This window comes from Bradyrhizobium ingae (assembly GCF_055791185.1).
Genome location: NZ_JBVUBB010000006.1, coordinates 50,423 through 77,396 on the forward strand (window position 1 = coordinate 50,423; position 26,974 = coordinate 77,396).

Below are 26,974 nucleotides of genomic sequence, written 5' to 3' on the forward strand. Positions count from 1 at the left end.
CCGATTTATGCAAGCATCCGGCCGCCATTCCATAAGGGGAGAAAAAAGTGAACCATTTCCGTAACTTCGGCCTGGCGCTCGCGGCGACCATGGTCATGAGCCAGGCCGGTGCCGAGGAGCTGACCGGCACGCTCAAGAACATCAAGGATACCGGTGCCATCACGCTTGGCTTCCGCGACTCCTCGATTCCGTTCTCCTATCTCGACGACAACCAGAAGCCCGTCGGGTTCGCGATGGACATCTGCTACAAGATCGTTGACGCCGTGAAGAAGGAGCTCAAGCTCGACAAGCTCGAGGTGAAGCTCAACCCGGTGACCTCGGCCACCCGTATTCCCCTGATGGCGAATGGCACCATCGACCTCGAATGCGGCTCGACCACCAACAATGCCGAGCGGCAGAAGCAGGTCTCCTTCACCAACACCCACTTCCTGACCGCCAGCCGCTACGTGTTCAAGAAGTCGAGCGGCCTCAAGTCGATCGATGACCTGAAGGGCAAGACGGTGGTCTCGACCGCCGGCACCACCAACATCAAGCAGCTCACCGAAGCCAACGTTGCGAAGGGCCTCGGCGCCAACATCATTCCGGCCAAGGACCATGCCGAAGCCTTCCTGATGGTTGAGACGGATCGCGCCGTTGCCTTCGTGATGGACGACATCCTGCTCGCCAGCCTCGTCGCCGGTTCGAAAAACCCGTCCGACTACGTGATCTCCAAGGACGCCTTCTCCAAGCCCGAGCCTTACGGCATCATGCTGCGCAAGGATGACGCGCCTTTCAAGAAGGTGGTCGATGCGGCGACCGCCGCGCTCTACACCAGCGGCGAAGGCGAGAAGATCTACAACAAGTGGTTCATGGACAAGATCCCGCCGAAGGGCCTGAATCTCAACACGCCGATCTCGGCCGAGTTGAAGAACGAGTTCGCCAAGCCGTCGGACTCGCCGAACCCGGACGACTATAAGTAGGCCTCGATCCCGAGGGATCAGGAGCTTTGTCCGGCCATTCTGGAGAGGGAGTGGCCGGACATTTGCATAGACGCAAACAGTAACAGTATCTGTGATTGTCGCGTTCGCGCGGGGGACTCGTGAACTACAATTGGAACTGGAAGATCTTTTTCGAGCCGAACCCGATGGGCACCGGCACTTATCTCGACATGCTGTTGTCGGGGCTGGTGCTGACGATCGAGACCGCGGTGCTGGCCTGGATCATCGCGCTGATCACCGGCTCGATCGTCGGCGTGATGCGCACGCTGCCGTCCAAGGGCGCCTACTGGTTCGGCTTTTGCTGGGTCGAGTTCTTCCGCAATATGCCCCTTCTGGTGCAGCTCTTCCTGTGGTTCTTCGTGCTGCCGGAAATCCTGCCGAAGGCCGCCGGCCTGTGGCTGAAGCAACTGCCGAACGCGCCGTTCTGGACGGCGTCGATCGGCGTCGGCCTGTTCATGTCCGCGCGCGTCGCCGTGCAACTGCAGGCCGGTATCGGTTCGCTGCCGCGCGGGCAGAAGATGGCGGCGACCGCGCTCGGCCTCACCACCGTGCAGGGCTATCGCTACGTGCTGCTGCCGATGGCGTTTCGCATCATCCTGCCGCCGCTGACCTCCGAGTTTCTCAACACCATCAAGAACACCGCGGTCGCCATTACCATCGGCCTGTTGGAACTGACCGGGCAGGCGCGCTCGATGCAGGAATTCTCGTTCCAGGTGTTCGAGGCCTTCACCGCCGCGACCATCCTCTATCTCCTCGTCAACGCCGTCGTCGTGACCGCGATGCGCTTTCTCGAGCGCTGGGTCGCGATCCCCGGCTACATCACGGGGAAATAGCGATGCTCGGCAATTTCGATTTCGACGTCATCCGCCGTGCGCTGCCCTATCTGTTCTACGAGGGCATGACGTTCACGCTGACGCTGACGGCGCTCTCCGCGCTCGGCGGCCTGATCTTCGGCACGGCAATCGCACTGATGCGGCTGTCCGGCTACAAGCTGCTCGGCCGCATCGCCGGGTTCTATGTCGATTTCATGCGCTCGCTGCCGCTGGTGCTTGTCATCTTCTGGTTCTACTTCCTGGTGCCCTATATCGGGCAGTGGCTGACCGGCGCGGCGCGGCCGATCAAGGTCGGCGCGTTCGCTTCCTCGCTCATCACCTTCATCATGTTCGAGGCGGCCTATTTCTCCGAGATCATGCGCGCCGGCATCCAGTCGATCTCGCGCGGGCAGCCGGCTGCTGCGAACGCACTCGGCCTGACCTACGCGCAGACCATGCGCTACGTCGTGCTACCGCAGGCGTTTCGCAACATGCTGCCGGTGCTGCTGACGCAGACCATCGTGCTGTTCCAGGACACCTCGCTGGTCTACGTGCTGTCGATCCCTGACTTCCTCGGCGCCGCCAGCAAGGTCGCGCAGCGCGACGGCCGTCTCGTCGAGATGTACCTGTTCGCCGCCGTCGTCTACTTCACCGTCTCCTGTATCGCGTCCTTCGGCGTTCGCCGCCTGCAGTCGCGCATCGCCATCATCCGCTAGGGCCCGCCATGATCGAGATCAGCCACGTCAACAAATGGTACAGCCCGAGCTTCCAGGTGCTGACCGACTGCACCACAGGCGTTGCCAAGGGCGAGGTGGTCGTGGTCTGCGGTCCCTCCGGTTCGGGCAAGTCGACGCTGATCAAATGCGTCAACGCGCTCGAGCCGTTCCAGAGCGGCGACATCCTCATCGATGGTACCAAGGTCAACGATCCCAAGACCGACCTGCCAAAACTGCGCTCGCGCGTCGGCATGGTGTTCCAGCATTTCGAGCTGTTCCCGCATCTCAAGATCATCGACAATCTCTGCCTTGCGCAGGAGAAGGTGCTGGGCCGGTCGCACGACAAGGCGATGGCGAAGGGCATGCAACTCCTGGAGCGAGTCGGCTTGAAGGAGCATGCGCAGAAGTTTCCGGCGCAGTTGTCCGGCGGCCAGCAGCAGCGCGTCGCGATTGCGCGTGCGCTCGCTATGGACCCTATCGCCATGCTGTTCGACGAGCCGACCTCCGCGCTCGATCCCGAGATGATCAGCGAGGTCCTGGACGTCATGGTCGACCTCGCCCGCGAAGGCATGACCATGATGGTCGTAACCCACGAAATGGGCTTTGCCCGCAAGGTCGCCAATCGCGTGATCTTCATGGACCGCGGCGAAATCGTCGAGGACGCCCCGAAGGACGACTTCTTCGGCAAGCCGAGAAGCGACCGCGCACAGAAGTTCTTGTCGAAGATTCTTTCCCACTGACCACCACTGTCATTCCGGGATGCGCCGAAGGCGCAGGCCCGGAATCCATAACCCCGAGCGGCGGTTATGGATTCCGGGCTCATTCGCTTCGCGAATGCCCCGGAATGACAGTTGAGGGTTTATCGCCGCCCGCGAATTTCGTATACGAGCAGGTAATTCCCGCATTTCCGACAGGAGACCTGCCTTGGACTCGATCGCCTACGTCAACGGCTCATTCGTCCCGCTTTCGGAAGCCAAAATCTCGGTCCTCGATCGCGGCTTCCTGTTCGCCGACGGCATCTATGAGGTCGCGGCCGTGCTCGACGGCAAGCTGGTCGACAACGCCTCGCATCTCGCCCGGCTCGAGCGTTCGGTCGGCGAGATCAAGTTGAAGTTGCCGGAGACGGTCGAGCGCATCACGGAGATCCAGAAGGAACTCGTCGCGCGCAACAAGCTCACAAATGGTCTGGTCTATCTCGAGGTGACGCGCGGCGCCGACACGGGACGCGACTTCGCCTTCCCGAAGGGCGACGTCAAGCCGACGCTGGTAATGTTCGTGTCCGAGAAGGACATCATCAACGCGGCCTCGGCCAAGACCGGCATCAACGTCATCACGGTGCCCGACATCCGCTGGGAACGGCGCGACATCAAGAGCGTCGCGTTGTTGGCCCAGGTCCTGGCAAAGCAGGCGGCAGCCGAAGCCGGCGCGGGCGAGGCCTGGATGCTCGAAGACGGCCTCGTCACCGAGGGCGGCTCGTCGTCGGCGTTCATCCTGACCCAGGATGACGTCATCGTGACCCGGCAGAACTCGAATTCCATCCTCCCGGGCTGCACCCGCAAGGCCGTTGTCGCGCTCGCCGAGGAACGCCAGCTCCGCGTCGAGGAGCGCGCTTTCACTGTCGCCGAAGCGCTCGCCGCCAAGGAGGCCTTCATCACCTCCGCCTCTCTGTTCGTGCAGCCGGTGGTCGCGATCGACGGCAAGCAGGTCGGCGGCGGCAAGCCCGGTCCGATGGCAACCCGCTTGCGCGAGATCTACGTGGAGTTTGCGAAGGCGACGGGGGTTTAGCTGATTAGAGTCTGCGCCAAAGTCGAGAGGTTTGAAGACGTCGCACCACACTCGGGTGTCGTCGCCCGTGAAGACGGGCGATCCAGTACGCCGCGGCAGCGCATGGAACGTCGGGCGTCTCTGGAATACTGGATGCCCCGCCTTCGCGGGGCATGAGAATTTGGAAGCGGTGGCGCGTTCATCACACCAGCGATGACGTCCCCGGCCCCTCACGCCACCGACGCTTTCACTTTCACCGGATGAACGGCCCGGAACGCGATCGCGATTCTGTTCCAGGCGTTGATGGCTCCGATCAGCATGGTCAGGTTGACGGTCTCCTCGTCGGAGAACTGCGCGCGGACCTGCTCATAGACGTCGTCGGGAGCGTGCGTCTCCGAGATCAGCGTCACCGACTCGGTCCAGGCCAGCGCGGCGCGTTCGCGATCGGTGTAGAGCGGGGACTCACGCCACGCGTTGAGCAGGTAGATGCGCTGCTCGGTCTCGCCGCGCTTGCGCGCGTCCTCGGTGTGCATGTTGATGCAGAAGGCGCAACCGTTGATCTGCGACGCCCGGATCTTGACGAGCTCGATCAGCGACTTCTCCAGCCCCGTCGACTGGATATGCTCTTCCAGCGCCATCAGGGCTTTGAGCGTGTTGGGGGCGGCCTGGTAGAAATTCATGCGCGGCTTCATGGTCGTTCTCCTTGGTTTGGTCAGTGGGCTCCGCCCGCCGAAACATGGCCGGGCTTCTTCAGGAAGAGGGACGCGATCAGGGCGACGATCAGCGCCGCACCGAGCAGGTAGAAAGTGTCGCTGAAGGCCAGGATGAACGCCTGCTTCTGCACGACATGGCCGATCGCGACATAGGCACGATGCGCCGCATCGGTTCGGTCGACGATGCCGTGATTGACGAAATACTGCGTCAGCTGCTCGAGCCGCGTTTGGGTCGCCTGCTCGAACACCGAGACCGATTGCGTCAGCACATTCGAATGATATTGCTCGCGCTTGGTCAGCACGGTCTGCAACAGCGCGATGCCGACAGCGCCGCCGAGGTTGCGGGTCATGTTGAACAGGCCGGATGCGGAGCCCGCGTTCTCGGGCTCGATGCCTGCGGTTGCGACCGCCGACAGCGGCGCCATCACCAGCGCTTGACCGATCGCACGCACCACGTTGGGCCAAAGGAGCTGATCGGCGGCATAGTCGTTGGTCATGGCGATGTTCATGAAGTTGGAGGCCGCGAACAGAACGAAGCCGACGCCAATCACGATCCGCGCGTCGAAGCGTTGCATCAGGCGCGGCACCAGCGGGATCAGCACGAGCTGCGGCAATCCGGTCCATGCCAGCACCATGCCGATCTGTTCGGCATTATAACCCTGGATGCGCGCCAGATACTGCGGCAGGATGAATACGGAACCATAGAGCGCGACGCCGAGTAGGAAGTTCGCAAGAACGCCAAAGCCGAAATTGCGGCGGACCAGCAGGCGCAGGTTGAGCAACGGCTTCTCGACGGTCAGCTCGATAATGAGGAACGCAGTCAGCGCAACGGCAGCAATGACGGACAGCTCGACGATGAAGGGCGAGCTGAGCCAGTCATCCTTGTTGCCTTCCTCCAGCACGGTCTGAAGCGCGGAGAGGCCGATCGCCATGGTGATGATGCCGGCCCAGTCGCCATCGCGCAGCAGCGCAAGCTTCATCGGCTTTGCTTCCAGCGAATACCAGAGCATGCCGACCATGATCGCACCCGGCACGAGGTTGACGTAGAAGATGTACTGCCAGCCCAGGTTCTCCGTGAGATAGCCGCCGATGGTCGGGCCGATCGCGGGTGCAAACGTCGCCGACAACGCGAACAGCGCAAGGCCCACCGGCTGTTTTTCGCGGGGCAGCAGCGTGATGATGAGCGTGAAGGCCAACGGGATGAGCACGCCGCCGGTGAAGCCTTGCACGGCGCGCAGCACGATCATCTGCGGCAGGTCCTGCGCCAGCGCACATGCCGCCGACAGGATCAGGAACAGGATCGCATTGGTCAGCAGATAGACTCGGATCGAGAACACCTGCGCGAGCCAGCCCGACAGCGGGATCACCACGATCTCGGCGATCAGATAGGAGGTCGAGATCCAGCCGCCATCGTCGATGCCGGCACCGATCGCGCCCTGGATGTCGGCGAGCGAGGCGTTGACGATCTGGATGTTCAGCACCGCCATGAAGGCGCCGAGCGTTGCGCCGATCACGGCGATCCATGTTTTTGCGGAGACTGCCGGTGTGGCGGGCGCGGCCGGAGCCGGGATACTGGCGGTGTTGAGGGCGGATTGGAGCGTACTCATGGAAGCCTCGTCTCGGTTGCAGAGACAGGATGCATTAGGCCGGTGGTTTCGATAATCGTGGAAGTTCTGGAAGGATCGTCCGGCAATACTTGATAATCGTGCCGGAGTGGCGACTTCAGCCGCCATTCGCTCGCATAGTGGTCTCGGCCACCTGCTTGCCCGTATCACGCCCGGCCGTGACGGCCGCCTTGGTGTTGACGGTCGGCACCGCCGACATGCCGGGTCGCAACAGGCCGCTCAGGCTGTGGTCATCGAGCACGATCTTCACCGGCACGCGCTGCACGATCTTGGTGAAGTTTCCGGTGGCGTTGTCGGGTGGCAGCAACGCGAATTCGAGCCCGCTGGCCGGCGACAGGCTGTCGACATGGCCGCGCAGCGTCTGATTGCGGAAACTGTCGATATGCAGTTCCACCGGCTGGCCGGCCCGCACATGGGTGAGCTGCGTCTCCTTGAAGTTGGCGACGACATAGACCGCATCCAGGGGCACCACCGCCATCAATTGCGTGCCGGCCTGCACGAGCTGGCCGACGCGGATGGAACGGGCGCCGACCGTGCCGTCCACCGGCGCGGTGATCTCGGTATAGGAGAGATTGAGCGAGGCCTGCTCCGCGACCGCGCGGGCGCGTTCGAGCTGCGCCACGGCCTTACCGCGCTCGGTGGTGAGCACGTCGACCTTGCGCTGCGCAGCGAGCAAGCCCGATTTCGCGTGCTGCAATTGCGCGTCGCTGGCACGGAGCGCGGCATCGGTCTGCTGCGCGCGCTGGATCGTACCGGAGCCCGACTTCATCAGGTCGTCGTAACGCGCGCGTTCCTCCTGCGCGAATTTCAGATTGGCCTCGGCCGCGGAAACGTCAGCCGTGCTCTGCTCGATGATGGGCTGCTGCAGCGCGATCTGCGCATCGAGATTGCGCACCGACGCCTCGCCGGCGGCAACGTCGGCGCGGGCCTGGCCCAGTGCCGCCCTGAAGTCGCGGTCGTCGATCCGCGCCAGCAGCTGGCCCGCCTTGACCTTCTCGTTGTCGCCGACCAGCACCTGGGCGATGTAGCCGGAGACCTTTGGCGCGATGATCGTGGAGTCCGCCTTCACATAGGCGTCATCGGTGGATTCGAGATAGCGCCCGGTCGTCATGTAGCCGTAGCCAAAATCGCCGGCGGCTGCGACGCCGAGTGCCAGGGCCAGCGCAACGGCCGCCCGCTTGATCGCCCGGCGCGACGGACGAAGGCTGATTTTCGCAGTCGGTTCAGAGGTATAAGCGGCGGTCGACATGGCACTCTCCGGATTTCCTGACACCCTTTGGGGAATGGGCGCCATTGCTGGCCCGTAAGATGCGCTGTCCCCGCCGTTGTGATAATCCCTGAAGAACTGGAAGCATTATCCAGCGATAGCGGATAATCGGAGCCTCAAGCCATGGATCGCTTCACCAGCCTCACGGCCTTCGTCCGGGTGGTCGAAAACGGCGGATTCTCCGCCGCCGCCCGCCGCCTCAACATGTCGACGACCATGGTGAGCAACCATGTCCAGGCGCTGGAGGACCGGCTCGGGGTGCGGCTTCTCAACCGCACGACGCGCAAGGTGAGCCTCACCGAAATCGGCAAGGCCTATTACGACCGCTCGACGCAGATCCTCGCCGACCTCGAGCAGGCCGACGACATCGCCAGCGAGTTGCAATCGGTCCCGCGGGGAACGCTGTGCATCCACTCCGCCACGCACATGGTGCCGTTTGTCGCACCGGTGGTGGCGAAGCTCCTGTCCATCTATCCGGAGATCAAGGTCGATCTGCGCATGGGCGAGGCCGAAGTCGATCTGATCGAGGAGGGTTACGACGTTGCGTTGCGCATGACCTCGCCGCCTGACTCAAGCCTGATCGTCCGGAGCCTCGCCACATGGCGCCACGTCTTGTGCTGCTCTCACGACTATCTCGACAAGCATGGACGCGTGCAGCAACTCCATGAACTCGCCGGGCACAATTGCGGCCGTCACCTGAACTATCCCTTCGGCGACGAATGGCGATTTCTCGATCGCAAGGGAATGCCGGCATCGGTGCGCATCTCGGGCAGTCTCATCACCAACAGCGGGGAGGCGTTGCGGGAAGTGGCGCTGGCCGGCGCTGCCGTCTGCCTGCTGGCTGGCTTTCTGATCAGTGACGACCTCGAAGACGGCCGCCTGGTTCGGCTGCTGCCTGAATATCGACCGATCGAGCTCTCGATGAATGCGGTCTATCCGCACCGCCACCATCTGTCGGCGAAGGTCAGAACGTTCATCGACATGCTGGTGCATCACAGTGCAGAGCAGCAGAAACTGATCAACCCCTACTCCTGATGCATGGAGCGCGATACCGGTTCCCCCGGCCGGATTTGGCCGATAGATTGGCGGTCCCATGTACGTAACCGCTGCAGAAAGCCGGATCCTTGCACATGTCTTCGGGCTGCTGTCCGAAGACATGGCCGAGGGCGAGGTGCGCGAAGCGATCGGGCATCACCTGCTCGAATTGCTGCAGGCAGATCACTACGCGTCTTTCGTCTGGCAGGACGCGACGAAGACGTTCGGCAAGGCCGTGTTTCTGCATATGGATCCGAAGAACCTTGCGAACTACGACGCCTATTATCAGTACCACGATCCCATCACCTTCAAGCTCCAGGCACGTCGCGAAGCGACGCTGGTGACGCAGGTCATGCCGCAACGCGATCTGATGCGGACGGAATTCTTCAACGACTTCCTTGCCCGCCACGGGCTGCATTGGGGCGTCAACGCCTATAGCTTCGTCGGGGATCGCAACATCGGTGATGTCAGGATCTGGCGAGGCCGCCGGCGCGAGAATTTCGACGCTCATACGCTGGAATTGCTGCGGCTGATCGAGCCGGCATTCACCGGCGCGCTGTTGCGCGCAAACGGCGGCGCTGCGGAGGCCGGTGCATCGCCGGTTCTCAAACTCTCGGTCCGCGAGCTCGAGATCGCCCGAATGATCTCGGACGATCTCAGCGACAAGGAGATCGCGCACCGCCTCCAGGTCGAGGTGTCGACGGTACGCACCTATCTCAAGCGCATTTTCGACAAGCTCGGCGTCCGCCGCCGCAGCGGCGTCGCCGGTCTATTGTCAAGGCACTAGTGCGTCGGCGCGGGTAGCCGCCCGAACACCTTCTCCATCGCCATTCCGATCGCGAGCAGCCGGCGGTCGCTGCCTGCCGGCCCATCGAGCTCGAGACCGATCGGCAGCTTGCTCGATGCGCCCAGCGCAACCGGGATCTGGATGCCGGGGACACCGGCATTGCTGCCGGGATCGGTGTTCTGGATGAAGAGCAGGAAATTCGGCAGGCTGCTGGAATCGGGGTTCGAGGCGATCGCGACCTTCGGCGTGGTCGGGAAAGCGATCGCATCCAGCTTGTTCTTCGCGAAGGTGTCGCGATAGAGCGCCCGGAGCGCCGGGCGGGCCGTCTTGATGGCCGCGTCATAGACCGGCTTGCCGTCAACCACCGTGTTGTCGGGGCCGGGCAATTTGTGCGGGATCACCAGGCCATCATAGGTGCCCTTCACATCCGGACTTGCGATTTCCTTGGCCAGGGCCTCGATGGTGAGGCCGGTGCCGGTGTGCTCGAGATAGGCGACCATGTCTTCGTTGGCCTCATAGATCGCCACGGGAAAGCTCACTTTGCCGTTGAGTTCGGCGAGTTCTGGCATCTCGACATCGACCACGGCGACGCCTTGCGATTTGAGCTTGTCGATTGCGGCTTTGAAGGCGGCATCCGTATCGCCATCGAGATTGGCTTGCATGCTCTTCACGACGCCGATGCGCACCTGCCTCAGATCGGCAGGGGTGACTGCACCGCCACCGGCGATGACGCGATCGAGCGCCGCCACATCCGTCATGGTCGCGGCCATCGGGCCGGCGGTGTCCCGGGTATGGGAGATCGGCGCGATGCCATCTTGCGGATAGCGTCCGACGGTGGGCCGTAGCGACGCACAGCCGTTGAGCGCACAGGGGATTCTGACCGATCCGCCGGTGTCGGTGCCGAGGCCTGCGGTCACGATCCGCGCGCCGATCGTGGCAGCCGTTCCGGACGACGAGCCTCCGGCGATCTTGCCGGTGTCGTAGGCGTTGCGGACGCCGGGCTCGGCACCGGTCTTGAAGCCGGCATTGTATCCGGAGATGCCGAAGGCCAGCTCGTGCATGTTGGTCTTGCCGATGATGATGGCGCCGGCAGCGCGCAGCCTCGCGGCGACCGGAGCGTCCTTCTTCGGCACGAAGCCCTTCAGCGCCGGCGTGCCAGCACTGGAGGGCAGCCCGGCGACCTCGATATTGTCCTTGATCACGACGGGCACGCCGCCAAGCGGTGCGCACGGGCGCTTCTTGCGCCGCGCGTCAAAGGCCTCGGCGGCCTTCATTGCACCGCTCTCGTCGAGCGTGATGAACGCGTTGAGATTGGGGTTGGCCTTGGCACGGGCCAGCGTTGTCGAGGTCAGCGCCTTGCTCGTGATCTTGCCTGCGCAGAGGTCGGCCACGGCCTGGGTCATGGTCAACTGGTCGAGATCGATCGCTTGTTGCGCAAGCGCGGGCGCCGGCAGCGTGGCGACAGACAGGACGAGGCTTGCAATGGCTGTATTCAGCGAAACCGTTCTGCGTTCCATGAGGCTCCCCCGTCGGCGAAGGTGACCACGGGAGCTTACCTCAGGCCGAGGACGATGGCTGTCCTCATTTTCGTGGACGCGAAGGCTTCTCAGGCAGCCCGGGCGGTTGTCGCTCGCGCCAGCAAGGATTCGACCTCCGCCTTGACCTTCGCGATCGCATCGTCCTTCACCGGTCCGTAGCCGCGAATGTCCATTGGCGCCTTGGCGATGGCCACAAGATCGGGCAGATGCGCGGTGTCGAGTTTGCCGAGCAACACGTCGATCAATCCCTCGTACCAGGTAATCAGCTCCCGTTCCGCACGGCGTTCCGCCGCGTAGCCGAACGGATCGAACGGTGTGCCGCGCAATCCTTTCAGGCGCGCGAGGAGGGAAAGCGGCATCTGGATCCACTGCCCGAAGACGCGCTTGCGCGGACGGCCGCGCGCATCGCGCTTCGAGGCGAGGAAGGGCGGCGCGAGATGATAATTGACCGTGAAATCGCCGTCGAACTCGCGCTTCAGCGTGTCGAGAAAGCCGGTCTCCATGTGCAGGCGCGCTACCTCGTATTCGTCCTTGTAGGCCATCAGCTTGAACAGGGAGCGCGCAACCGTATCGGTCAGCGCTTCGCCGCCGAACCCCGTCTCAACGCTACGCACCTTCGCGATCACCGCCCGATAGCGCGCCGCATAGGCAGCGTTCTGATATGCAGTCAAGAATTCGGCACGACGCTCGATCATTTGATCGAGAGTCTCGGAGAGGGGAGCGTTCTCCGGTTTGGGGATAAAATCCGGATCGGCCGCGGCAATCCGGCCCCAGGCGAAAGCCTGCTTGTTGCGCTCGACCGCGACGCCGTTGAGCTCGATCGCACGCAGCAAGGCCTGCAGCGAGACCGGCACCAGGCCCTGCTGCCAGGCAAAGCCGAGCATGATGATGTTGGCATAGACGGCATCGCCGAGCAGGCGCTCGGCCAGCGCGTTTGCGTCGATGGTGTCGAGATTGCCGTCGCCGATCACCCCTCGGATCGCGCGCAGACGGGCGGGTGAGGCGAGATCGGCGTCGCGGAAACGGACGACGTCGCCTGTCGGCATCTCCGCGGTATTGATCGCGGCGCGCGTGCCACAATGATAGGTGCCGGAGGCTTTTGGCGAGGAGCTCACGACGAGGTCGCAGCCGATCAGTGCGTCAGTGGCGCCCTGGTCGATGCGAACCTGATGCAGAGCCTCGGGACTTGCCGCGAGACGGATATAGCTCAGCACGGGTCCGAATTTCTGCGCAAAGCCGGTGAAATCGAGCACCGAGACGCCGCTTCGTTCGAGATGCGCGGCCATGCCGATCAGCGCACCGACGGTGATCACGCCGGTGCCGCCGACGCCGGTTACAAGCAGATCATAGGGCCGCGCGAGCGCTGCGGGCGCGGGCAGGGGAAGCGCGGCCGCGCGGCCGATCGCGTCAATGTCGCTCGCGGTTTTCGCACGGCGCGTGGCGCCTTCGACGGTCACAAAACTCGGACAGAAACCGTTGAGACAGGAAAAATCCTTGTTGCAGGCCGACAGGTTGATCTGGCGCTTGCGGCCGAACGGCGTCTCCTTCGGCTCGACGCTCAGGCAATTGGACTCGACCGAGCAATCGCCGCAACCTTCGCAGACCAGGTCGTTGATATAGGCAAAGCGCTTCGGATCTGTCATCTGCCCGCGCTTGCGCCGGCGACGCTTTTCGGTGGCGCAGGTCTGCTGATAGATCAGCACGGACACCCCCACGATCTCGCGCAACTCGCGCTGCACGGCGTCCATCTCCTCGCGCGGATGGATGGTCACGCCGGCAGGCAGATCCGCTGGCGAGAACTGCGCGGGATTATCAGACACCAGCGCGATGCGGGAGACACCCTCGGCGCGGACGCTGTGCGCGATCGCGTGCACGTTGACGGGGCCATCGACCGGCTGGCCGCCGGTCATCGCCACGGCATCGTTGAACAGGATCTTGTAGGTGATGTTGGCTTTCGCGGCGATCGCCTGCCGGATCGCCATCGAGCCGGAGTGATAGTAGGTGCCTTCGCCGAGATTCTGGAACACGTGCTTGTGGCCGGTGAACCTTGACGAGGCCGCCCAGTTCACGCCTTCGCCGCCCATCTGGATCAGCGACGAGGTCTCTCGGTCCATCCAGCTCGCCATGAAGTGGCAGCCGATGCCGGCCAGCGCCTTGGAGCCTTCGGGCACCTTCGTGGACGTGTTGTGCGGGCATCCCGAGCAGAAATAGGGCGTGCGCGTTGCGCCGCTGACGGTGATCACGCGCGCTGCCTCCGGTGACAGCGCGGCCGCGCGCGCGGCGAGGTTCAGTCCGGGAAACATCGGGTCGAGCCGCCGCGCCAATACGCCGGCGAGTGCGCGTGGCGACAATTCACCGATCCAGGAGATCAGCCGCGCTCCTTGCTCGTCATGCTTGCCGACCATGCGCTCGGGCTTTGCGCCGGGATAATCGTAGAAATATTCCTTGAACTGGCTCTCGATGATGCCGCGCTTTTCCTCGACGACCAGAATCTCGCGCTTGCCCTTCACGAACTCCATCGCGTCGTGCAGCGCCAGCGGCCAGACCATGCCGACCTTGTAGATGTCGATGCCGATGTTGCGGCAGGCTGCTTCATCGAGCGCCATCAGCCGCAGCGCCTCCATCAAATCGAGATGCGCCTTGCCTGTGGTGACGATGCCGTAGGTCGCGTGCGGAATGTCGTAGATGTGCCGGTCGATCGGATTGGCCTTTGCGAAGGCGTAGACCGCGTGCTTCTTCGCCTCCAGCCGCTCCTCGATCTGTGGCCCCGGCAGATCCGGCCAGCGATAGTGCAGGCCGCCCGGCGGCGGCGTGAAGTCGGGCGTGCGGAAGTCGCGCGGCGGACGCAACGCGACGGAGGCAGCGGATTCCACGATCTCCGAGATCGCCTTGAAGCCGACCCACATGCCGGAGAAGCGGCTCAGCGCGTAGCCATATTCGCCGAACTCCAGATATTCGCTGACGCTTGCCGGATGCAGCGTGGGCATGAACCAGCTCATGAAGGCGACGTCGGACTGATGCGGCATCGAGGAGGAGACGCAGCCGTGGTCGTCGCCGGCAACCACCAGCACGCCGCCATGCGGGGAGGAGCCGTAGGCATTGCCATGCTTGAGCGCATCGCCGGACCGGTCGACGCCGGGGCCCTTGCCGTACCAGAGCCCGAACACACCCTGCACCTCGCGGTCGGCCTGGGTCTCGACCTGCTGCGAGCCGAGCACGGCGGTCGCGGCGAGGTCTTCGTTCACCGCGGGCAGAAACTCGATACGGTCTCTCTTCAGGCGATCCTTGATGCGCCACAGCTCGAGGTCGACGCCGCCGAGCGGCGAGCCGCGATAGCCGGAGATGAAGCCGGCGGTGTTCAGCCCCGCGGTGCGATCGCGCCGTACCTGATCGAGCGCGATGCGGACGATCGCTTGCGTGCCCGTCAGGAAGACCCGGCCATCCTCGCGGTCGTAGCGGTCGGAGAGCTCATAAGCATCGAGTGACGAAATGGCGTCCATGGCGGACCTCGCGCGGCGTCCCTGCCGACGAGGCGAAGGTTAGTCCCTGATGGCTGGTAGGTCTTACCTATCCATCCCGCGTGAAGCCGGTATTTGGTATATTTTTGCTACTTAATATCAAATTCGGTAGAATTATCCGAATTGAGGTGCTTCAATGATCGAAGATCAGGACTCGAGGATTCTCGCTTACCTCCAGAAGGATGGCCGCGCCACCAATCAGCAGCTTGCCGATGAGGTCGGCATGTCGACCTCCGCGTGCTGGCGCCGGGTGCGCGCGCTGGAGGACGCCGGCGTGATCCAGGGCTATGCGGCGCTGGTCGCGCGCGAGCGGGCGGGGTTTGCGATGTCGGCGGTCCTGCATGTCTCGCTGGAGCGGCACGATGCGAAATTCGTCGACGAGTTCGTCTCGCGGGTGACGACGCGCCGCGAGGTGCTGGAGTGCTTTGCGACCACGGGCGATGCCGACTACCACCTGCGCGTCGTGGTGCAGGACATGGCGGCCTACAACAAATTCCTCGATGAGTTCATGTTCCGGATTCCCGGCATCCGCTACGTCCGCAGCAACGTGATCCTGAAGGAGATCAAGAGCGGCGTGGCGCTGCCGTTTTGATCGGGCTCTCGTCGGATCGGCAAAGCGAAGCATGCCTCTGTCGAAATTTTGAAAAGATGGTGGGCACGGCGCAAGAGCGGCTTTGCCCACCCTGCGACATCGCGCAAGTTTACTGTCCCTCCCGCACGAACCGATTGCGCAGGGTGCCGATGCCGGTGATCTCGATCTCCACGACGTCGCCATGCCTAATGTCGGGCGATGCGCCGTCCGTGCCCATCCAGATCACGTCGCCGGGCCACAGCGTAAAATACCTGGTCAGCTCCACCAGGAACGGCACGACACCGAAGATCATGTCGTTGGTGCGGAAGCGGTTGGTCTCCTTGCCGTTGACCCGGACGATGGTCTCCATTGCGTCGAGATCGGCTTCGGTCTCGATCCATGGGCCCATCGGCTTGAAGGTGTCGGCATTCTTCGATCGCCACAGGCTGCGATCGGCTTTCTGCCAGGTGCGTTCGCTGACGTCGTTGCCGATGGTGTAGCCGAACACGCAGTCCATCGCGTTCGCTTCGGTGAGGTGCTTCACCTTCTTGCCGATCACGACCACGAGCTCGCCTTCGTAATGTATTTTTTCCGTCGCGATCGCCGGGATCACGACGTCTTCCTCATGCGCGATCAGCGCGTTCTGTGCGCGATAGCCGATCTCGGGCCGGTCAGGGACGGCCGGCACCTCGCCGCGCTTATCGGCGGCTTCCTTCAGATGCTTCAGGTAGTTCAGCCCGACGCAATAGAAAGTGCGCGGGAGCAGGGGCAGCTCGATCTTGACCTGCGCGAGTGGATGGCTGCGCGAGGTGCGCTGCCATCCACCGAAGGGATCGCCGTCGACGGCCGCGACGTGGTCACCCTCCTTGATGCCCCATGAAGTCTGGCCGGAGGCCGTGAACTTGAGCCAGCGCATATGTCGTCCCTGTTCCTATTCCGCAGCGACCCGCGGCCGCGTCTTCCACGCGCCGGCGGCCGGCCGCTTCAGCCCGAGATTGTCCCGCAGCGTCTTGCCGCGATAGTCCTTCTGAAACAGCCCGCGCCGTTGCAACTCCGGCACGATGTGGCGGACGAAGTCGGCATAGGATCCCGGGACATAAGTCGCGGCGATGACAAAGCCGTCGCAACCGCGCTCGACGAACATCTCCTCGAACCTGTCTGCGATCTCGTTCGGTCCGCCGACCATTGCATCCTGGACCCCGCCGCGGCCGGAGAAGGTGACGAAGTCGCGCGCGCTCGGATTGCTCTTTCCGGATAGCTTCAACACGCCGTCGCGGATGCCGAGGATGCCCTGCATGCTCTTCAGCTCGTCGGTCGTGAGCGGTTCGTCGAGGCCCTTCGCGGCGAAATCATGGTTGAGGGCTTCCGCGAGCAGCGATAGCGCGTCGATCTGGAGCGGCAACTTGTTGATCAACGCCATCTTGTCTTCGGCTTCCGCCTTGGTCGCGCCGCAGACCGGCGTCGTCAGGTTGCAGAGGAACATCGCGTCGGGATCGCGTCCGGCCTTGGCGGCCTCGTTACGAACGGCGGCGTAGCCCTCCTTGGCGTTGGCAAGATTCCGCGCAGCGGTGAAAATAACCTCGCCCCAGCGTCCCGCAAAGCGCTGCCCTCGGCCGGAGGCGCCGGCCTGGATGATCACGGGATGGCCCTGGTCCGAGCGCGGCACGGTGAACGGGCCACGCGACTTGAAGAACGGTCCCTTGTGATCGAGTCGCTTCACCTTGGTGGGATCGGCAAAGCGGCCGCTCGCCTTGTCCATGATCAGCGCGCCGTCCTCCCAGGTGTCCCAATGACCAAGCACGACCTCCATGAATTCGTCGGCGCGGTCGTAGCGGGCGTCATGCTCGGGATGGGAATCCCTGCCCATGTTGAGCGCCTCGCCGTCATTGAGCGAGGTGACGACGTTCCAGCCCGCACGCCCGCCCGACATCAGGTCGAGGGTGGCAAAGCGGCGCGCGACGTCGAACGGTTCGTAATAGGTGGTCGAGCAGGTCGCGCCCAATCCGAGCCGGTTGGTGATCATGCCCATGGTGGTCAGCACGATCAGCGGATCCATCTTCACGCAGCGGATGCCATATTCGACGGTGTGCGCGTGGTCATTGCCATAGCGGTCCGGCATCGCCAGGCGATCGTCGAAGAACGCCATGTGGAATTTTCCGGCTTCGAGAATACGCGCGATCTCCTGGTAGTAGTCCGCCGACATGGAATCATCGCGGGAGGCCGGATGCCGCCACGAGCTCGGCAGGTTGGTGCAGTTCTGCGCCTGAAGAAAGCCGACCAGGACCATCTGCCGTGTCATGCCGCTTCCCTCCGTTTTTCGTCAGGCGAGACCGAGCTCGGTGTCGAGCTTGTAATCGCGCGCCAGCGCGCGCAGCTTTTCCCAGGTCGCGTCCTCGATTGCGATGCCGTCGCGCAATCGCTCGACTTCGCGCAGATGTTCGACCTCGCCGGGATAGAATACCCCGCGGCTTCCTTCCGACGGTGGCGTCGACTTCAGGTAACGCGCGAACTCGGCGACCTCGCGCTTGAAATCCTTCAGGGGGCGGAATGCGGCGACGTTGAACACCGCCATGAAGCATCCGTCATTGTGCCGGCCGGTCGGCTCGACACCGAAGCCGAGGCCGGTGAGCAGTCCGCAGAGCACCTCGACCATCGCGGCGAGGTGCTCTGCCCTTGTAGCCCTCGGTGCCGCCGAGCGGCAGCAGCGCGCCGCCCTTGCGATATTGCGTGGGGTCGGTGGTGTGCCGCCCTTCGGCGTCGATGATCCATCCTGTCGGGATCTCCTCGCCGCGGGCGACCGCGAGCTGGATTTTGCCAGCGGCGACCGCTGAAGTGGCCATGTCCAGATAGAACGGCGCCTCCAGATCGGATGGCACCGCGATCGCGATGGGGTTGGTACCGAGCCGCGCCTCGCGGCCGCCGAACGGTGCCACATGTTTCGGCGAGCGGCCGGAGTCTGCCGCCGCAATCCCGATCATGCCTTCGCGCATTGCCATCAGCGGATAGGCGGCGAGCCGGCCGACATGGCTCTGCCGGAACACGGTGCAGGCGGCGACATTTGCGGTCTTCGCCTTTGCGATTGTCAGCGCCATCGCCTTGGCGTTGACGTGGAAGCCGAAACCCCAGTGACCGTCGATGACGGTCGTGGTCGGCGTTTCCTGCACGATCGTCCATTGGGCGCCGGGCACGATGTGGCCGGCCCTGATGCGGTCGATATAGGTCGGGATCGCGATCGCACCGTGGGAGTCATGGCCGGCGAGATTGGCGTTGACGCAACCGGTCGCAACCGCATCGGCTTCCTCGACGGATGCGCCTGCAGCCCGCAGCAGCGCGGCGCCGATATGCGTGAGGCGATCGGCCCTGACGATCGGCATGGCGCTCCCTCGCTGCCCGCCCTTGGCGGGCGTCGGTCGTTGAAGGCCATCGTCTCAAAGCGCGGGCGCGATATCAATCTCCCGTAAACCAAATCAGGGCTGCAAATTGGTAAAGGAGCCGTGCGTGGATGCCGCTGCTGGTGGCCAAAGACCGCGTCCACCGTAGTTTTGCGAACAGTTTCGCACCGTTCGTTCGCAGCTCGTTCACTTTGATTGCGGGTTTGCAGGGCTCAATAACGACCACTTAGGCGGTCGTTGCCGATAAAGTCCTGGGAAAAAGGCAGTCATGCCCGGGAGTTGAGACCTTGCAGACGACCCTCGCGCGCACATTTGCAGCGTTGAGCGCCATCAACGAAGCGATCCTGTATGCGAAAACGCCGGACGAGCTGTACCAGAAGGTCTGCGACGCCGGGTTTTCGAGCGGGGACTTCTTGGCGGTCTCGGTGTTCCTGGTCGAGCCGGACGGCCGGCGGTTGCGCTTTGCGGCAGGCTGCGGCGAGGACGTTCCAAGGCTGCGGTCCATCAACATCACCGTCGAGGAAGGCACGCCGGAAGGATCGGGCGTTGGCGGTGAGGCGTTCCGCATGCAGCGCCTGTGCATCAGCAACGATTTTCTGAACGATCCGCGTTCGCTGGCGTGGCGCGAAGGCGCCATCAAGGCCGGCGTCGGTGCGGCCGCGGCGTTGCCGCTGATCTGCAGCGGGCGGTGCATTGGCGTGCTGTTCGTCACCCACGGTGAGGCCGGATCGCTCGACGAGCAGATGGTCTCGCTGTTCGCACGCATGGCGGAGAACGTATCCTTCGCGCTCGAAAATTTCGGCCGCGACGAGGAGAAGGCGCTGATCGCCAAGGAAGAAGAACGGCTGGCGCGGATGTATGCGGCGCTCTGCGCCACCAACGAGGCGATCATCCGGGCACGGTCGCGCGCCGAACTGTTCGATCTCGTGTGTGAGGCCTCGGTGCATGGCGCCAAGTTCGGCTCGACCACGATCGCGCTCGCCGATCGCGACACCGGATTGCTGCGCGTCGTGGCCTGCGTTGGCCCGAACGCAGATGAGGTGCGGACCTTCAAATTCGCTATCTCTGACGAGGTTCCGGAAGGAAGGGGTCTGACCGGGACCGCGTTCCGGACCGGAGCTGCCTGCGTCAGCAACGACGTTCTCGCCGACGATCGGATCAAGCCCTGGCGAGAGAGCGCTCGCCGCATCGGCATCAAATCGACGGCCGCGCTACCGCTCGTCAATGACGGCCGCACGGAAGGCATATTCCTCTTCAACTCGCTGGAGAAGGGCACGTTCACGCCCGAACTCGTAGAGCTCCTCGAGCGGCTCGCCAGGAACGTATCGTTCGCACTGACCAATCTCGACCGCGCGGAGGAGAAGGCGCGGGCCGACAGGCAGCGCGACAGGCTGAGCGGCATGTTCGAGGCGCTGTGTGCGACCAACGAAGCCATCATGCGCGCAAAGACACGCGAGGAGCTGTTCGAGGTGGCCTGCCAGGCCGCCGTGCTTGGTGGGATGTTCGCCTCGACCACCATCGGTCTCCTGGATCCAAAGCATGACGTTCTCCGGGTCGTCGCGGCCAAGGGGCGCAAGCACGAGCGGATGCTCGGTCGCACCTGCGTCATTTCCGCCGATCATCCCGAAGGTCGCGGCCTAATCGGCACGTCGGTACGGACCCGGCGACCCTGCGTGATGAACGACTACCTGAACGATCCGCGCTGCGAGCATTGGCGTATCAAGGCGAACGAGGACGGCACCCGCGCGGCGGCGAGCTTTCCGCTGCTGCGCGCGGGTCGTGAGCCGATCGGTGTCCTGCTCTTCCTTGCGCCCGAGGAAAACACCTTCACGCCCGACCTCGTCGAGCTGCTGGAGCGCCTCGCGGAAAACGTCTCCTTTGCGCTCGACAATTTCGACCGTGCCGAGGAGAAGGCCCGTACCGAGGAGCAGAAGGAGCGCCTGACGCGAATGTTCGCGGCGTTGAGCGCGACCAACGAAGCCATCATGCGGGCCAAGACCCGGGACGAATTGTTCGAGGCTGCCTGCCAGGCGGCCGTGCTTGGCGGCGTGTTCGGCAAAGCTGCGATTTGCCTGCTGGACCCGGATCGCGAAATCCTTCGCACCGTCGCGGCGAGAGGACGCAAATACGAGCGGATGCTCGGGCGATCCTGTAATGTCTCTGCCGGCCACCCCGAGAGCCTCAGCGTATCCGGGACGTCGCTGAGAACGCGTCGCCCCAGCGTAATCAACGATTACCTCAACCATCCGACCTCCGCGCCCTGGCGGCGCGAGGCAGCACAGGATGACACTCGCTCGGTCGCGAGCTTCCCGTTGTTTCGCCGGAGCGAGGAGCCGATCGGAACGTTGCTCTTCCACGGACCCGAAGTCGACATGTTCACGCCAGACATGATCGAGCTGTTGGCTCGCCTAGCGGAAAACGTCTCCTTCGCGCTCGACAATTTCGACCGTGCCGAGGAGAAGGCCCGCACCGAGGAGCAGAAAGAACGCGTGACGCGGATGTTCGCGGCGCTGAGCGCGACCAACGAGGCGATCATGCGGGCGAAAACCCGCGCCGAGTTGTTCGATCTGGTGTGCCAAGCCGCATCGACCGGCGGCAAGTTCACCTCGACGACGGTCGCTATCGCCGGCGCCGACACCGACCAGCTTCGGATCGTGGCCTCCGCCGGGCCAACCGCCAAGACCACGCGCGACGTCCGCCTCTCGATCGACGAATCGCGCCCCGAGGGCCGGGGCATGAGCGGCACGGCGTTCCGGACCCGGCAGCCCTGTATCAGCAACGACTACCTGAACGACAGCCGGGTCGCCACGTTCCACGCCATCGTCCGCAACGACGGCGCGAGGTCGGGCGCCGCGCTTCCGCTCATCGTGCATGATCGGGCCGTCGGCGTCATGCTCTACATGTCGACGGAGAAGGACACGTTCACGACCGAGTTCGTCGAGCTGCTGCAGCGCCTCGCCGAGAACGTCTCTTTCGCGATGGAGAATTTCGACCGCGCCGACGAGAAGAACAAGGCCGACGAACGCATCGAATATCTCGCGTCCCATGACAGCCTGACCAATCTGCCGAATCGCGAGACGTTCAACTCCCTCCTGCGTGCGGCGATCGATACGGCGCAGTGCCACGAGCGCCGGTTTGCGCTGTTGTTCATCGACCTGGACCGCTTCAAGGTCATCAACGATTCGCTCGGCCATGAGGCGGGCGACCTGCTCCTGCTCGAAGTCGCCGATCGGCTGCGCAACACGCTGCGCGCCAGCGACGTGGTCGCGCGGCTCGGCGGCGACGAGTTCGTGGTCATCCTCGACCAATGCGGCGAGATCGACGACGTCCAGCACATCGCGACCGGACTCCTGACGGCCCTCGCGCAGCCGATGGAGCTTGCCGGTCACGAGTGTCACACCACGGCTTCGATCGGCATTGCGATGTATCCGGCCAACGGCGCCGACGCGCAGACGCTGACCAAGAACGCCGACATGGCGATGTATCTCGCCAAGGAGGACGGCAAGAACGGCTACCGCTTCTTCTCCAAGGAGGTGAAGACGCAGTCGATCGAGCGGCTGTCGCTGGAAAGCGCGTTGCGCCGGGCGCTGGAGCGCGAGCAGTTCGCGCTGAACTACCAGCCCAAGGTAGACATGGAGACCGGCCAGATCACCGGCGTCGAGGCGCTGCTGCGCTGGACGCATCCCGAGCTCGGCAGCATATCGCCGGCGCAGTTTATTCCGCTTGCCGAAGAGACCGGCCTGATCGTTCCGATCGGCCGGTGGGTGCTGAAGGAGGCCTGTGCGCAGGCCATGGCCTGGCAGCGCCGCGGCCTCTTGCCGCTGTCGATGGCGGTCAACCTGTCGCCGCGGCAGTTCGCCGACGACCACCTGTTGCAGGATGTCGATGAGGCGCTCGCGGCGAGCGGGATGTCGCCCGTGCTGCTCCAGCTCGAAGTCACCGAAAGCATGATGATGCGCAACGTCGGGCGCGCCCTGAAGGTGCTCGACGCCATCCAGGGCCGCGGCATTCGCCTCGCCATCGACGATTTCGGTACGGGCTATTCGTCGATGTCGCTGATGAAACACTTCCCGATCGACACCATCAAGATCGACCGCTCGTTCGTGCGCGATCTGCCGCATGACAGCGAGGACCAGGCTATCGCGCAGGCGATCATCAGCATGGGCAAGGCGCTCGGCATGACGGTGGTCGCCGAGGGCGTCGAGAATGCGGAGCAGGAGGCGTTCCTGCGGACCCATGGCTGCGACGAGATGCAGGGTTACCTGATCGCGAAGCCCCTTCCGGCGCGGCAGATGGCCGAGCTGTTGCGACCTATGGCGCCCCCACTCCAGCCCGGGCAGGACGCAGGCCGTGAGGTGGAGACCATGTCACGGCTGAAACGCGCTGTCGTCTGACGGCAGCGGTTGCAATTCGCGAATGGCGTGATCATCACCCTCGGATTTGGTCGGAAAATCCTGGGGTCCCGTCAGCGACGTCTGCTCGACGAACAGTGCGAGGATCGTGCGCGCGCCTTCGGCGAAGCTCGCGCTTTCGCCCAAGCCAAGCTCGCAGCACAACGCGCCACTCATCTGTTCATGATCGTCGAACACCGCCATGGCGGGTCCCCACCACCATGCCGGCGCCGGTGAGCGCTCGCCCTCGGGCACGGCGTGCCAGCGGGCGAACTCTTCCATCACGCGCTCGAACTCCAGGCGTTGAGCCTGATGCATTGCTTCGGTGCTCCCTGTCCCGCGCCCGAAAACAGGCCGACCAGCTAAGGACTCGGGGACGGCCTTGACGCGGAGAAATTTCGCTCGCGCAATTCCTGGCGAGCCATTCGAGCCGACCTCATCGTCGGCCACGCGGACAACTGGCGACTGGGCTTTTGCCGGGCGCCGACCGCATTGGTGTTGTAGCCGCCGAGGCCACCGGCCGGCAAGGCGCGGGGTCTACGGATGCCCAACGCGAGTTTAGCAGAGACTTGGCGGTGCCGCCACGCTAGCGATTGAATGGCCGATTGCGGCTGAACAGGAGATATAGCGCGCGGGGATTGGTAGTCAGATAGCGCCAGAACAGGCGTCGCGGCTCAAGCAGTGTACGCCAGGCCCATTCCAGCCCGATCGCCTGCATCCATTGCGGCGCCCGGCTGCGGCTGCCGGAGAGGAAATTGAATAGGCCGCCAGCGGTCTTGATCACCCCGACATTGGTGAGATGTGAGGTATACTCCTCGACGAAGGCCTGCTCGAAGGGCACGCCGAGCGCGACCCAGAGATAATCGGGCGCGAGCGCGTTGATCTCGTCGACCTTGGTTCGCAGTGCATCGCCGCGGAGATAACCATGGCTGTGTCCGACGATCTTGAGGTTCGGATACATCTTCTGGACCCGGGCGACCGCAGTGTCGTTCTCCGCTTCACTGGCGCCCAGCATGTAGAAGGTCCGGCCGGCGGCTTCGGCCTTGCGGGCGACGACATGGAAGAGATCGGTGGTCGCAACACGCTCGGGCAGTGGGAACCAGGACTGCAGCTTGGAGGCCGCAACCAGGGGCTGGCCGTCGGCATTGATCAGATCGGCGGAACGGAACAGGCGCTCGGTCTGCGGCTCGGTCGAGCAGCGCGCCAGCACTTCACCATTGGCGGAGGTCAGATAAAGCGGGCGGCCGACGCGATGACGCGGATCGGTGGCTTCGATCATGAAATCTGCGGTCGCCTCGAGGTCGAGCGCGGCCATGCGAAGACCGCCGACGGTGATCCGGGGGACCTCGGCGGTCGCGGTACGTCCGACCAGATTGACGCGGCGCTCAAGCATATTGTTTGCCTCGCTGGCGCGATTGAGTCACGGGATTGAGCTCGTTGAGGATGACGCCAACGAGCTTGCGCTCGCTACCGCCGAGCGCGGTGAGGATGTCTTCCATGGCAACGTTGATGTCGAGGTGGGTGGGCAGCACGGCCACAAGCGCGTCGGCTGCGTCGAGCAGATTGCGGTCGGCGGCGCTGAGCGGCATCGCCGGGCCATCCAGAATCACGAGATCGGTGCCGCCTGCGGAACGTGCCTCAGCCACCGCTTTGCGGATGGCATCAGCGGCCTTGCCGGCATCACCATTGGCGACGGGCAACACCGAAATGCCGTTTGCGGTCTTGATTTCGCGCAGGGCTTTGCTGCCGACCGAGCGCCAGCCGAACCGGCCCGGCTCGCTGGTGTTGGGGCGATGGATCTTGCTGGAGAGCCTGCGGGCCTGGTGGTCGGTGTCGATCATCAGCACGCGCGTGCCATCGCGAGCGGCGGCGAGCGCGAAGTTCAATGTGGCGACGCTGCGGTCGGCCGTGGCGCCGGCGCCGACGATCGCAATCACCGGCATGGTCTTGCCTGCGGCATGCCGCGTCGCCGCGGCGCGCATGTCGCGCATCGCGTTGATCAGCGTCGTCAGCGGAAATCCGGGACGGAGCGTCGGCCAGCCGAGCCGCGTGAGGTCGACCGTATTGTCGACGGCGAGGATGGCGCCGAGCGTACGCATGACGTCGGCTTCCTGAAGGCGCGCGATCAGCGGTTTTTCGACCAGTGTCAGCGGCGGCGCCTGTGGTGCAGCGGCATCCTCGACCGATACCTTGAGAGCTTCCGGGGCTGTGGTGCGCTCGCGGCGGGTCGGCTCGGGCTCCGCCGCGCCGACGGATAATTGCCTGACGGCGGCGAACCAGCCGGCTGCGGCGAGCGAGCCGAACAGGAGGCCGATCATGGCGAACAGGCTCATTGCCGGCGGGAACGAACGCCGCTGCGGCACCGTGGCCTCGCCGATCACGCGGGCTGCCGATGTATTGAGGCTTTCCTGTTCCTCCGTCTCGCGAGAGCGCTTCAGGAAGGATTGATAGACGTCGCGGCTGGCGTCTGCCTCGCGCTCGAGCTCGCGCAGGCGTACCGCGGCCTGGCTGAGCTGCACGCTCTGCCGCTTCTGCGTCTCCAGCGCCCGGTTCAGCGAGGCCTCGTAGTCGCGCGCGCGCGTCAGGTCGTTCTTCGCGGCCTGGGCGAAGCGGTCGATCTCCTCGTTGATCGTGCGCTTGAGATCCTCGACCTGCTTCTCGGTCTGGCGCAGCGCCGGATGCCGAGGCCCGAGCTCGGCGGTCTGCTCCGCATACTTCTTGCGCGCATCGGCATATTGCGCGCGCAAATTCGCGATGGTGGGCGATTGGAGGGCTTCGGGAATGGCGCCGGCGTCGGTCGCGGTGCGTCGGCTCGCCTCGATCTGGTCGTAGCGCGCTTGCGCATCCAGTGTCGCCGCGCGTGCCGCGGCAAGCCGCTGGTTGCTGGCGGAAAGCTGCTGGTCGCTGATCAGCGTGTCCTGGGTGCCGACGAAATTGTTCTGCGCCTTGTAGGTGGCGAGCGCCGTCTCCGCCGTGCGCAGCCGCTCGCGCAGCTCCTTCAGCCGGCCGGACAGGTCGTTGGTGGCGCGCCGGGCCGCCAAGGCCTGCGAGTTGCGCGACTCCGCGAGATAGACGTCGGTCAGCGTGTTGGCGAGCATCGCTGCCTTGGCCGCATCGGTCGACCAGACCTCGATGTCGACGATGAAGCTCTTTTCGGTCTTGCGGATCGTGATGTGCCGGTTCAGCGCTTCAAGGGCGCCAAGCTGGCTTTCCTTCTTGTCGGCCGCGGAGGGTGCGCGGCCCTGGAGACCGATCAGGCCAAGCAGCGAGGACATCAGGCTCCTGCCGTCGCCGCCGCCGAATTCGGGATCCTTCTCGAGATTGGCCTGCTGGATGACCTGGAGCAGGACGCTGTTGGAGGTGATCAGGCGCGCCTGGCTCTCCACCACCATGGACATGCCGGAAACGTCCTGCGCCCGCGGCGTCAGCTCGCGATCGACGAGTTGCAGTTCGCGCGGGTCGACGTAAAGCTGGGCGGTCGCGGTGTAGCGGGGTGTCAGGCTCTTGCCGACGGCGACGGCGAGGCTCGCGCCGATCAGGCCCGCGGCTGCGATCGCGGCCTTGCGCTGCCAGAGCAGATGGGCGAGCTCGAGCACGTTGAAGCCGGCCGATGGCGCCGCCTGCCTGATCTCTCGCTTCGATCGCTCTATCGGCTGGTCATAGTCGAGCATGATCCCCAGCTTTCACTCCAACTGCCGCAGGCTGAGGGGCTACTCTTCGGGTTACGCGCTGCGCCCCTGATATAGGCGCCGAACAAACGCAACAGGGAAAATTAACCATACTCACTGAGGGACTATTCACCGAAATGGCAAACAAAGCGTTTAAGCGCGTGCGAGCGCGCGGCGCGTCGTTGTGACGCTTCGAGCAC

21 protein-coding genes are annotated in these 26,974 nt (G+C 64.1%); 9 read left to right on the plus strand and 12 right to left on the minus strand.

Features of this window, described 5'->3' with window-relative positions:
* Positions 1–47: 47 nt before the first annotated feature.
* The 5 genes from ACV1FX_RS11245 (at position 48) to ACV1FX_RS11265 (ending at position 4,290) form a co-directional block, all read left to right on the plus strand.
* Positions 48–959: an amino acid ABC transporter substrate-binding protein gene (locus tag ACV1FX_RS11245; protein ID WP_473117626.1), complete on the plus strand. Its 912-nt coding sequence runs from the start codon at positions 48–50 to the stop codon at positions 957–959.
* 119 nt (positions 960–1,078) lie between these two features.
* Complete coding sequence (locus tag ACV1FX_RS11250; RefSeq protein ID WP_473117627.1) at positions 1,079–1,810, plus strand: amino acid ABC transporter permease; 732 nt, start codon at positions 1,079–1,081, stop codon at positions 1,808–1,810.
* 2 nt (positions 1,811–1,812) lie between these two features.
* Positions 1,813–2,505, plus strand: a complete 693-nt coding sequence (locus ACV1FX_RS11255) for an amino acid ABC transporter permease (protein ID WP_473117628.1) — start codon at positions 1,813–1,815, stop codon at positions 2,503–2,505.
* Between the two features lie 8 nt (positions 2,506–2,513).
* The gene (locus ACV1FX_RS11260; RefSeq protein WP_473117629.1) at positions 2,514–3,245 is read left to right on the plus strand and encodes an amino acid ABC transporter ATP-binding protein; all 732 of its coding nucleotides are present in this window, start codon (positions 2,514–2,516) and stop codon (positions 3,243–3,245) included.
* Between the two features lie 184 nt (positions 3,246–3,429).
* Entirely contained in the window at positions 3,430–4,290 is an 861-nt protein-coding gene (locus ACV1FX_RS11265; protein WP_473117630.1) for a D-amino-acid transaminase, read from the plus strand.
* A gap of 209 nt (positions 4,291–4,499) precedes the next feature.
* Here the strand turns inward: ACV1FX_RS11265 and ACV1FX_RS11270 are convergent, their stop codons facing one another.
* From ACV1FX_RS11270 to ACV1FX_RS11280, 3 genes are all read right to left on the minus strand, one after another.
* The gene (locus ACV1FX_RS11270; protein ID WP_473117631.1) at positions 4,500–4,961 is read right to left on the minus strand and encodes a carboxymuconolactone decarboxylase family protein; all 462 of its coding nucleotides are present in this window, start codon (positions 4,959–4,961) and stop codon (positions 4,500–4,502) included.
* 20 nt (positions 4,962–4,981) lie between these two features.
* Positions 4,982–6,589, minus strand: coding sequence for an MDR family MFS transporter (locus ACV1FX_RS11275; protein ID WP_473117632.1), 1,608 nt, complete (start codon positions 6,587–6,589; stop codon positions 4,982–4,984).
* A gap of 115 nt (positions 6,590–6,704) precedes the next feature.
* Entirely contained in the window at positions 6,705–7,856 is a 1,152-nt protein-coding gene (locus tag ACV1FX_RS11280; RefSeq protein ID WP_473117633.1) for an HlyD family secretion protein, read from the minus strand.
* 141 nt (positions 7,857–7,997) lie between these two features.
* On the opposite strand from ACV1FX_RS11280, the gene ACV1FX_RS11285 reads away from it, so the two are divergent.
* Together ACV1FX_RS11285 and ACV1FX_RS11290 are read left to right on the plus strand one after the other, a co-directional pair.
* Positions 7,998–8,909: a LysR family transcriptional regulator gene (locus ACV1FX_RS11285; RefSeq protein ID WP_473117634.1), complete on the plus strand. Its 912-nt coding sequence runs from the start codon at positions 7,998–8,000 to the stop codon at positions 8,907–8,909.
* Between the two features lie 58 nt (positions 8,910–8,967).
* Positions 8,968–9,696, plus strand: a complete 729-nt coding sequence (locus tag ACV1FX_RS11290) for a helix-turn-helix transcriptional regulator (protein ID WP_473117635.1) — start codon at positions 8,968–8,970, stop codon at positions 9,694–9,696.
* On the opposite strand, the gene iaaH is transcribed toward ACV1FX_RS11290, so the two are convergent.
* Entirely contained in the window at positions 9,693–11,120 is a 1,428-nt protein-coding gene (gene iaaH / locus ACV1FX_RS11295) for an indoleacetamide hydrolase (RefSeq protein WP_473117898.1), read from the minus strand. The two genes, ACV1FX_RS11290 and iaaH, sit on opposite strands and share 4 nt — an antisense overlap.
* A 182-nt stretch (positions 11,121–11,302) precedes the next feature.
* Positions 11,303–14,734 carry an indolepyruvate ferredoxin oxidoreductase family protein gene (locus ACV1FX_RS11300; RefSeq protein WP_473117636.1) on the minus strand — a complete coding sequence of 1,144 codons (3,432 nt, stop codon included), beginning with the start codon at positions 14,732–14,734 and terminating at the stop codon, positions 11,303–11,305.
* Between the two features lie 154 nt (positions 14,735–14,888).
* Between ACV1FX_RS11300 and ACV1FX_RS11305 the strand changes: the two genes are divergently transcribed.
* Complete coding sequence (locus ACV1FX_RS11305) at positions 14,889–15,344, plus strand: Lrp/AsnC family transcriptional regulator (RefSeq protein WP_473117637.1); 456 nt, start codon at positions 14,889–14,891, stop codon at positions 15,342–15,344.
* Positions 15,345–15,453: 109 nt separating this feature from the next.
* On the opposite strand, the gene ACV1FX_RS11310 is transcribed toward ACV1FX_RS11305, so the two are convergent.
* The 4 genes from ACV1FX_RS11310 to ACV1FX_RS11325 are packed head-to-tail and all read right to left on the minus strand — an operon-like array spanning position 15,454 to position 18,697.
* Positions 15,454–16,239 (minus strand): fumarylacetoacetate hydrolase family protein, encoded by a 786-nt coding sequence (locus ACV1FX_RS11310; protein WP_473117638.1) that lies wholly within the window; start codon positions 16,237–16,239, stop codon positions 15,454–15,456.
* 15 nt (positions 16,240–16,254) lie between these two features.
* Positions 16,255–17,622 (minus strand): LLM class flavin-dependent oxidoreductase, encoded by a 1,368-nt coding sequence (locus ACV1FX_RS11315; RefSeq protein ID WP_473117639.1) that lies wholly within the window; start codon positions 17,620–17,622, stop codon positions 16,255–16,257.
* Between the two features lie 21 nt (positions 17,623–17,643).
* On the minus strand, positions 17,644–17,976 hold the full coding sequence (locus ACV1FX_RS11320) for an Ldh family oxidoreductase (protein ID WP_473117640.1): 333 nt from the start codon (positions 17,974–17,976) through the stop codon (positions 17,644–17,646).
* The gene (locus tag ACV1FX_RS11325) at positions 17,906–18,697 is read right to left on the minus strand and encodes an Ldh family oxidoreductase (RefSeq protein WP_473117641.1); all 792 of its coding nucleotides are present in this window, start codon (positions 18,695–18,697) and stop codon (positions 17,906–17,908) included. Before ACV1FX_RS11325 ends, ACV1FX_RS11320 begins: the two co-directional genes overlap by 71 nt.
* A 305-nt stretch (positions 18,698–19,002) precedes the next feature.
* On the opposite strand from ACV1FX_RS11325, the gene ACV1FX_RS11330 reads away from it, so the two are divergent.
* Positions 19,003–23,109, plus strand: a complete 4,107-nt coding sequence (locus ACV1FX_RS11330) for a bifunctional diguanylate cyclase/phosphodiesterase (protein WP_473117642.1) — start codon at positions 19,003–19,005, stop codon at positions 23,107–23,109.
* On the opposite strand, the gene ACV1FX_RS11335 is transcribed toward ACV1FX_RS11330, so the two are convergent.
* The 3 genes from ACV1FX_RS11335 to ACV1FX_RS11345 all read right to left on the minus strand — a co-directional run bounded on the left by ACV1FX_RS11335 (position 23,083) and on the right by ACV1FX_RS11345 (position 26,777).
* Complete coding sequence (locus ACV1FX_RS11335; RefSeq protein ID WP_473117643.1) at positions 23,083–23,556, minus strand: hypothetical protein; 474 nt, start codon at positions 23,554–23,556, stop codon at positions 23,083–23,085. The genes ACV1FX_RS11330 and ACV1FX_RS11335 overlap by 27 nt on opposite strands.
* Before the next feature lie 136 nt (positions 23,557–23,692).
* Positions 23,693–24,499 (minus strand): WecB/TagA/CpsF family glycosyltransferase, encoded by an 807-nt coding sequence (locus ACV1FX_RS11340; RefSeq protein WP_473117644.1) that lies wholly within the window; start codon positions 24,497–24,499, stop codon positions 23,693–23,695.
* Positions 24,492–26,777 carry a GumC family protein gene (locus ACV1FX_RS11345; protein WP_473117645.1) on the minus strand — a complete coding sequence of 762 codons (2,286 nt, stop codon included), beginning with the start codon at positions 26,775–26,777 and terminating at the stop codon, positions 24,492–24,494. The genes ACV1FX_RS11340 and ACV1FX_RS11345 overlap by 8 nt, the downstream gene beginning before the upstream one ends.
* Positions 26,778–26,974 lie beyond the last annotated feature (197 nt).

What these genes read in the sequence shown, in the direction of transcription:
- ACV1FX_RS11280 (WP_473117633.1), bottom strand. Translation starts at nt 7,856, where the DNA reads ATGTCGACCGCCGCTTATACCTCTGAACCGACTGCGAAAATCAGCCTT.
- ACV1FX_RS11285 (WP_473117634.1), top strand. Translation starts at nt 7,998, where the DNA reads ATGGATCGCTTCACCAGCCTCACGGCCTTCGTCCGGGTGGTCGAAAAC.
- ACV1FX_RS11255 (WP_473117628.1), top strand. Translation starts at nt 1,813, where the DNA reads ATGCTCGGCAATTTCGATTTCGACGTCATCCGCCGTGCGCTGCCCTAT.
- ACV1FX_RS11275 (WP_473117632.1), bottom strand. Translation starts at nt 6,589, where the DNA reads ATGAGTACGCTCCAATCCGCCCTCAACACCGCCAGTATCCCGGCTCCG.
- ACV1FX_RS11290 (WP_473117635.1), top strand. Translation starts at nt 8,968, where the DNA reads ATGTACGTAACCGCTGCAGAAAGCCGGATCCTTGCACATGTCTTCGGG.
- ACV1FX_RS11270 (WP_473117631.1), bottom strand. Translation starts at nt 4,961, where the DNA reads ATGAAGCCGCGCATGAATTTCTACCAGGCCGCCCCCAACACGCTCAAA.
- ACV1FX_RS11315 (WP_473117639.1), bottom strand. Translation starts at nt 17,622, where the DNA reads ATGACACGGCAGATGGTCCTGGTCGGCTTTCTTCAGGCGCAGAACTGC.
- ACV1FX_RS11260 (WP_473117629.1), top strand. Translation starts at nt 2,514, where the DNA reads ATGATCGAGATCAGCCACGTCAACAAATGGTACAGCCCGAGCTTCCAG.
- ACV1FX_RS11305 (WP_473117637.1), top strand. Translation starts at nt 14,889, where the DNA reads ATGATCGAAGATCAGGACTCGAGGATTCTCGCTTACCTCCAGAAGGAT.
- ACV1FX_RS11320 (WP_473117640.1), bottom strand. Translation starts at nt 17,976, where the DNA reads ATGGTCGAGGTGCTCTGCGGACTGCTCACCGGCCTCGGCTTCGGTGTC.
- ACV1FX_RS11345 (WP_473117645.1), bottom strand. Translation starts at nt 26,777, where the DNA reads ATGCTCGACTATGACCAGCCGATAGAGCGATCGAAGCGAGAGATCAGG.
- ACV1FX_RS11325 (WP_473117641.1), bottom strand. Translation starts at nt 18,697, where the DNA reads ATGCCGATCGTCAGGGCCGATCGCCTCACGCATATCGGCGCCGCGCTG.
- ACV1FX_RS11310 (WP_473117638.1), bottom strand. Translation starts at nt 16,239, where the DNA reads ATGCGCTGGCTCAAGTTCACGGCCTCCGGCCAGACTTCATGGGGCATC.
- ACV1FX_RS11340 (WP_473117644.1), bottom strand. Translation starts at nt 24,499, where the DNA reads ATGCTTGAGCGCCGCGTCAATCTGGTCGGACGTACCGCGACCGCCGAG.
- ACV1FX_RS11300 (WP_473117636.1), bottom strand. Translation starts at nt 14,734, where the DNA reads ATGGACGCCATTTCGTCACTCGATGCTTATGAGCTCTCCGACCGCTAC.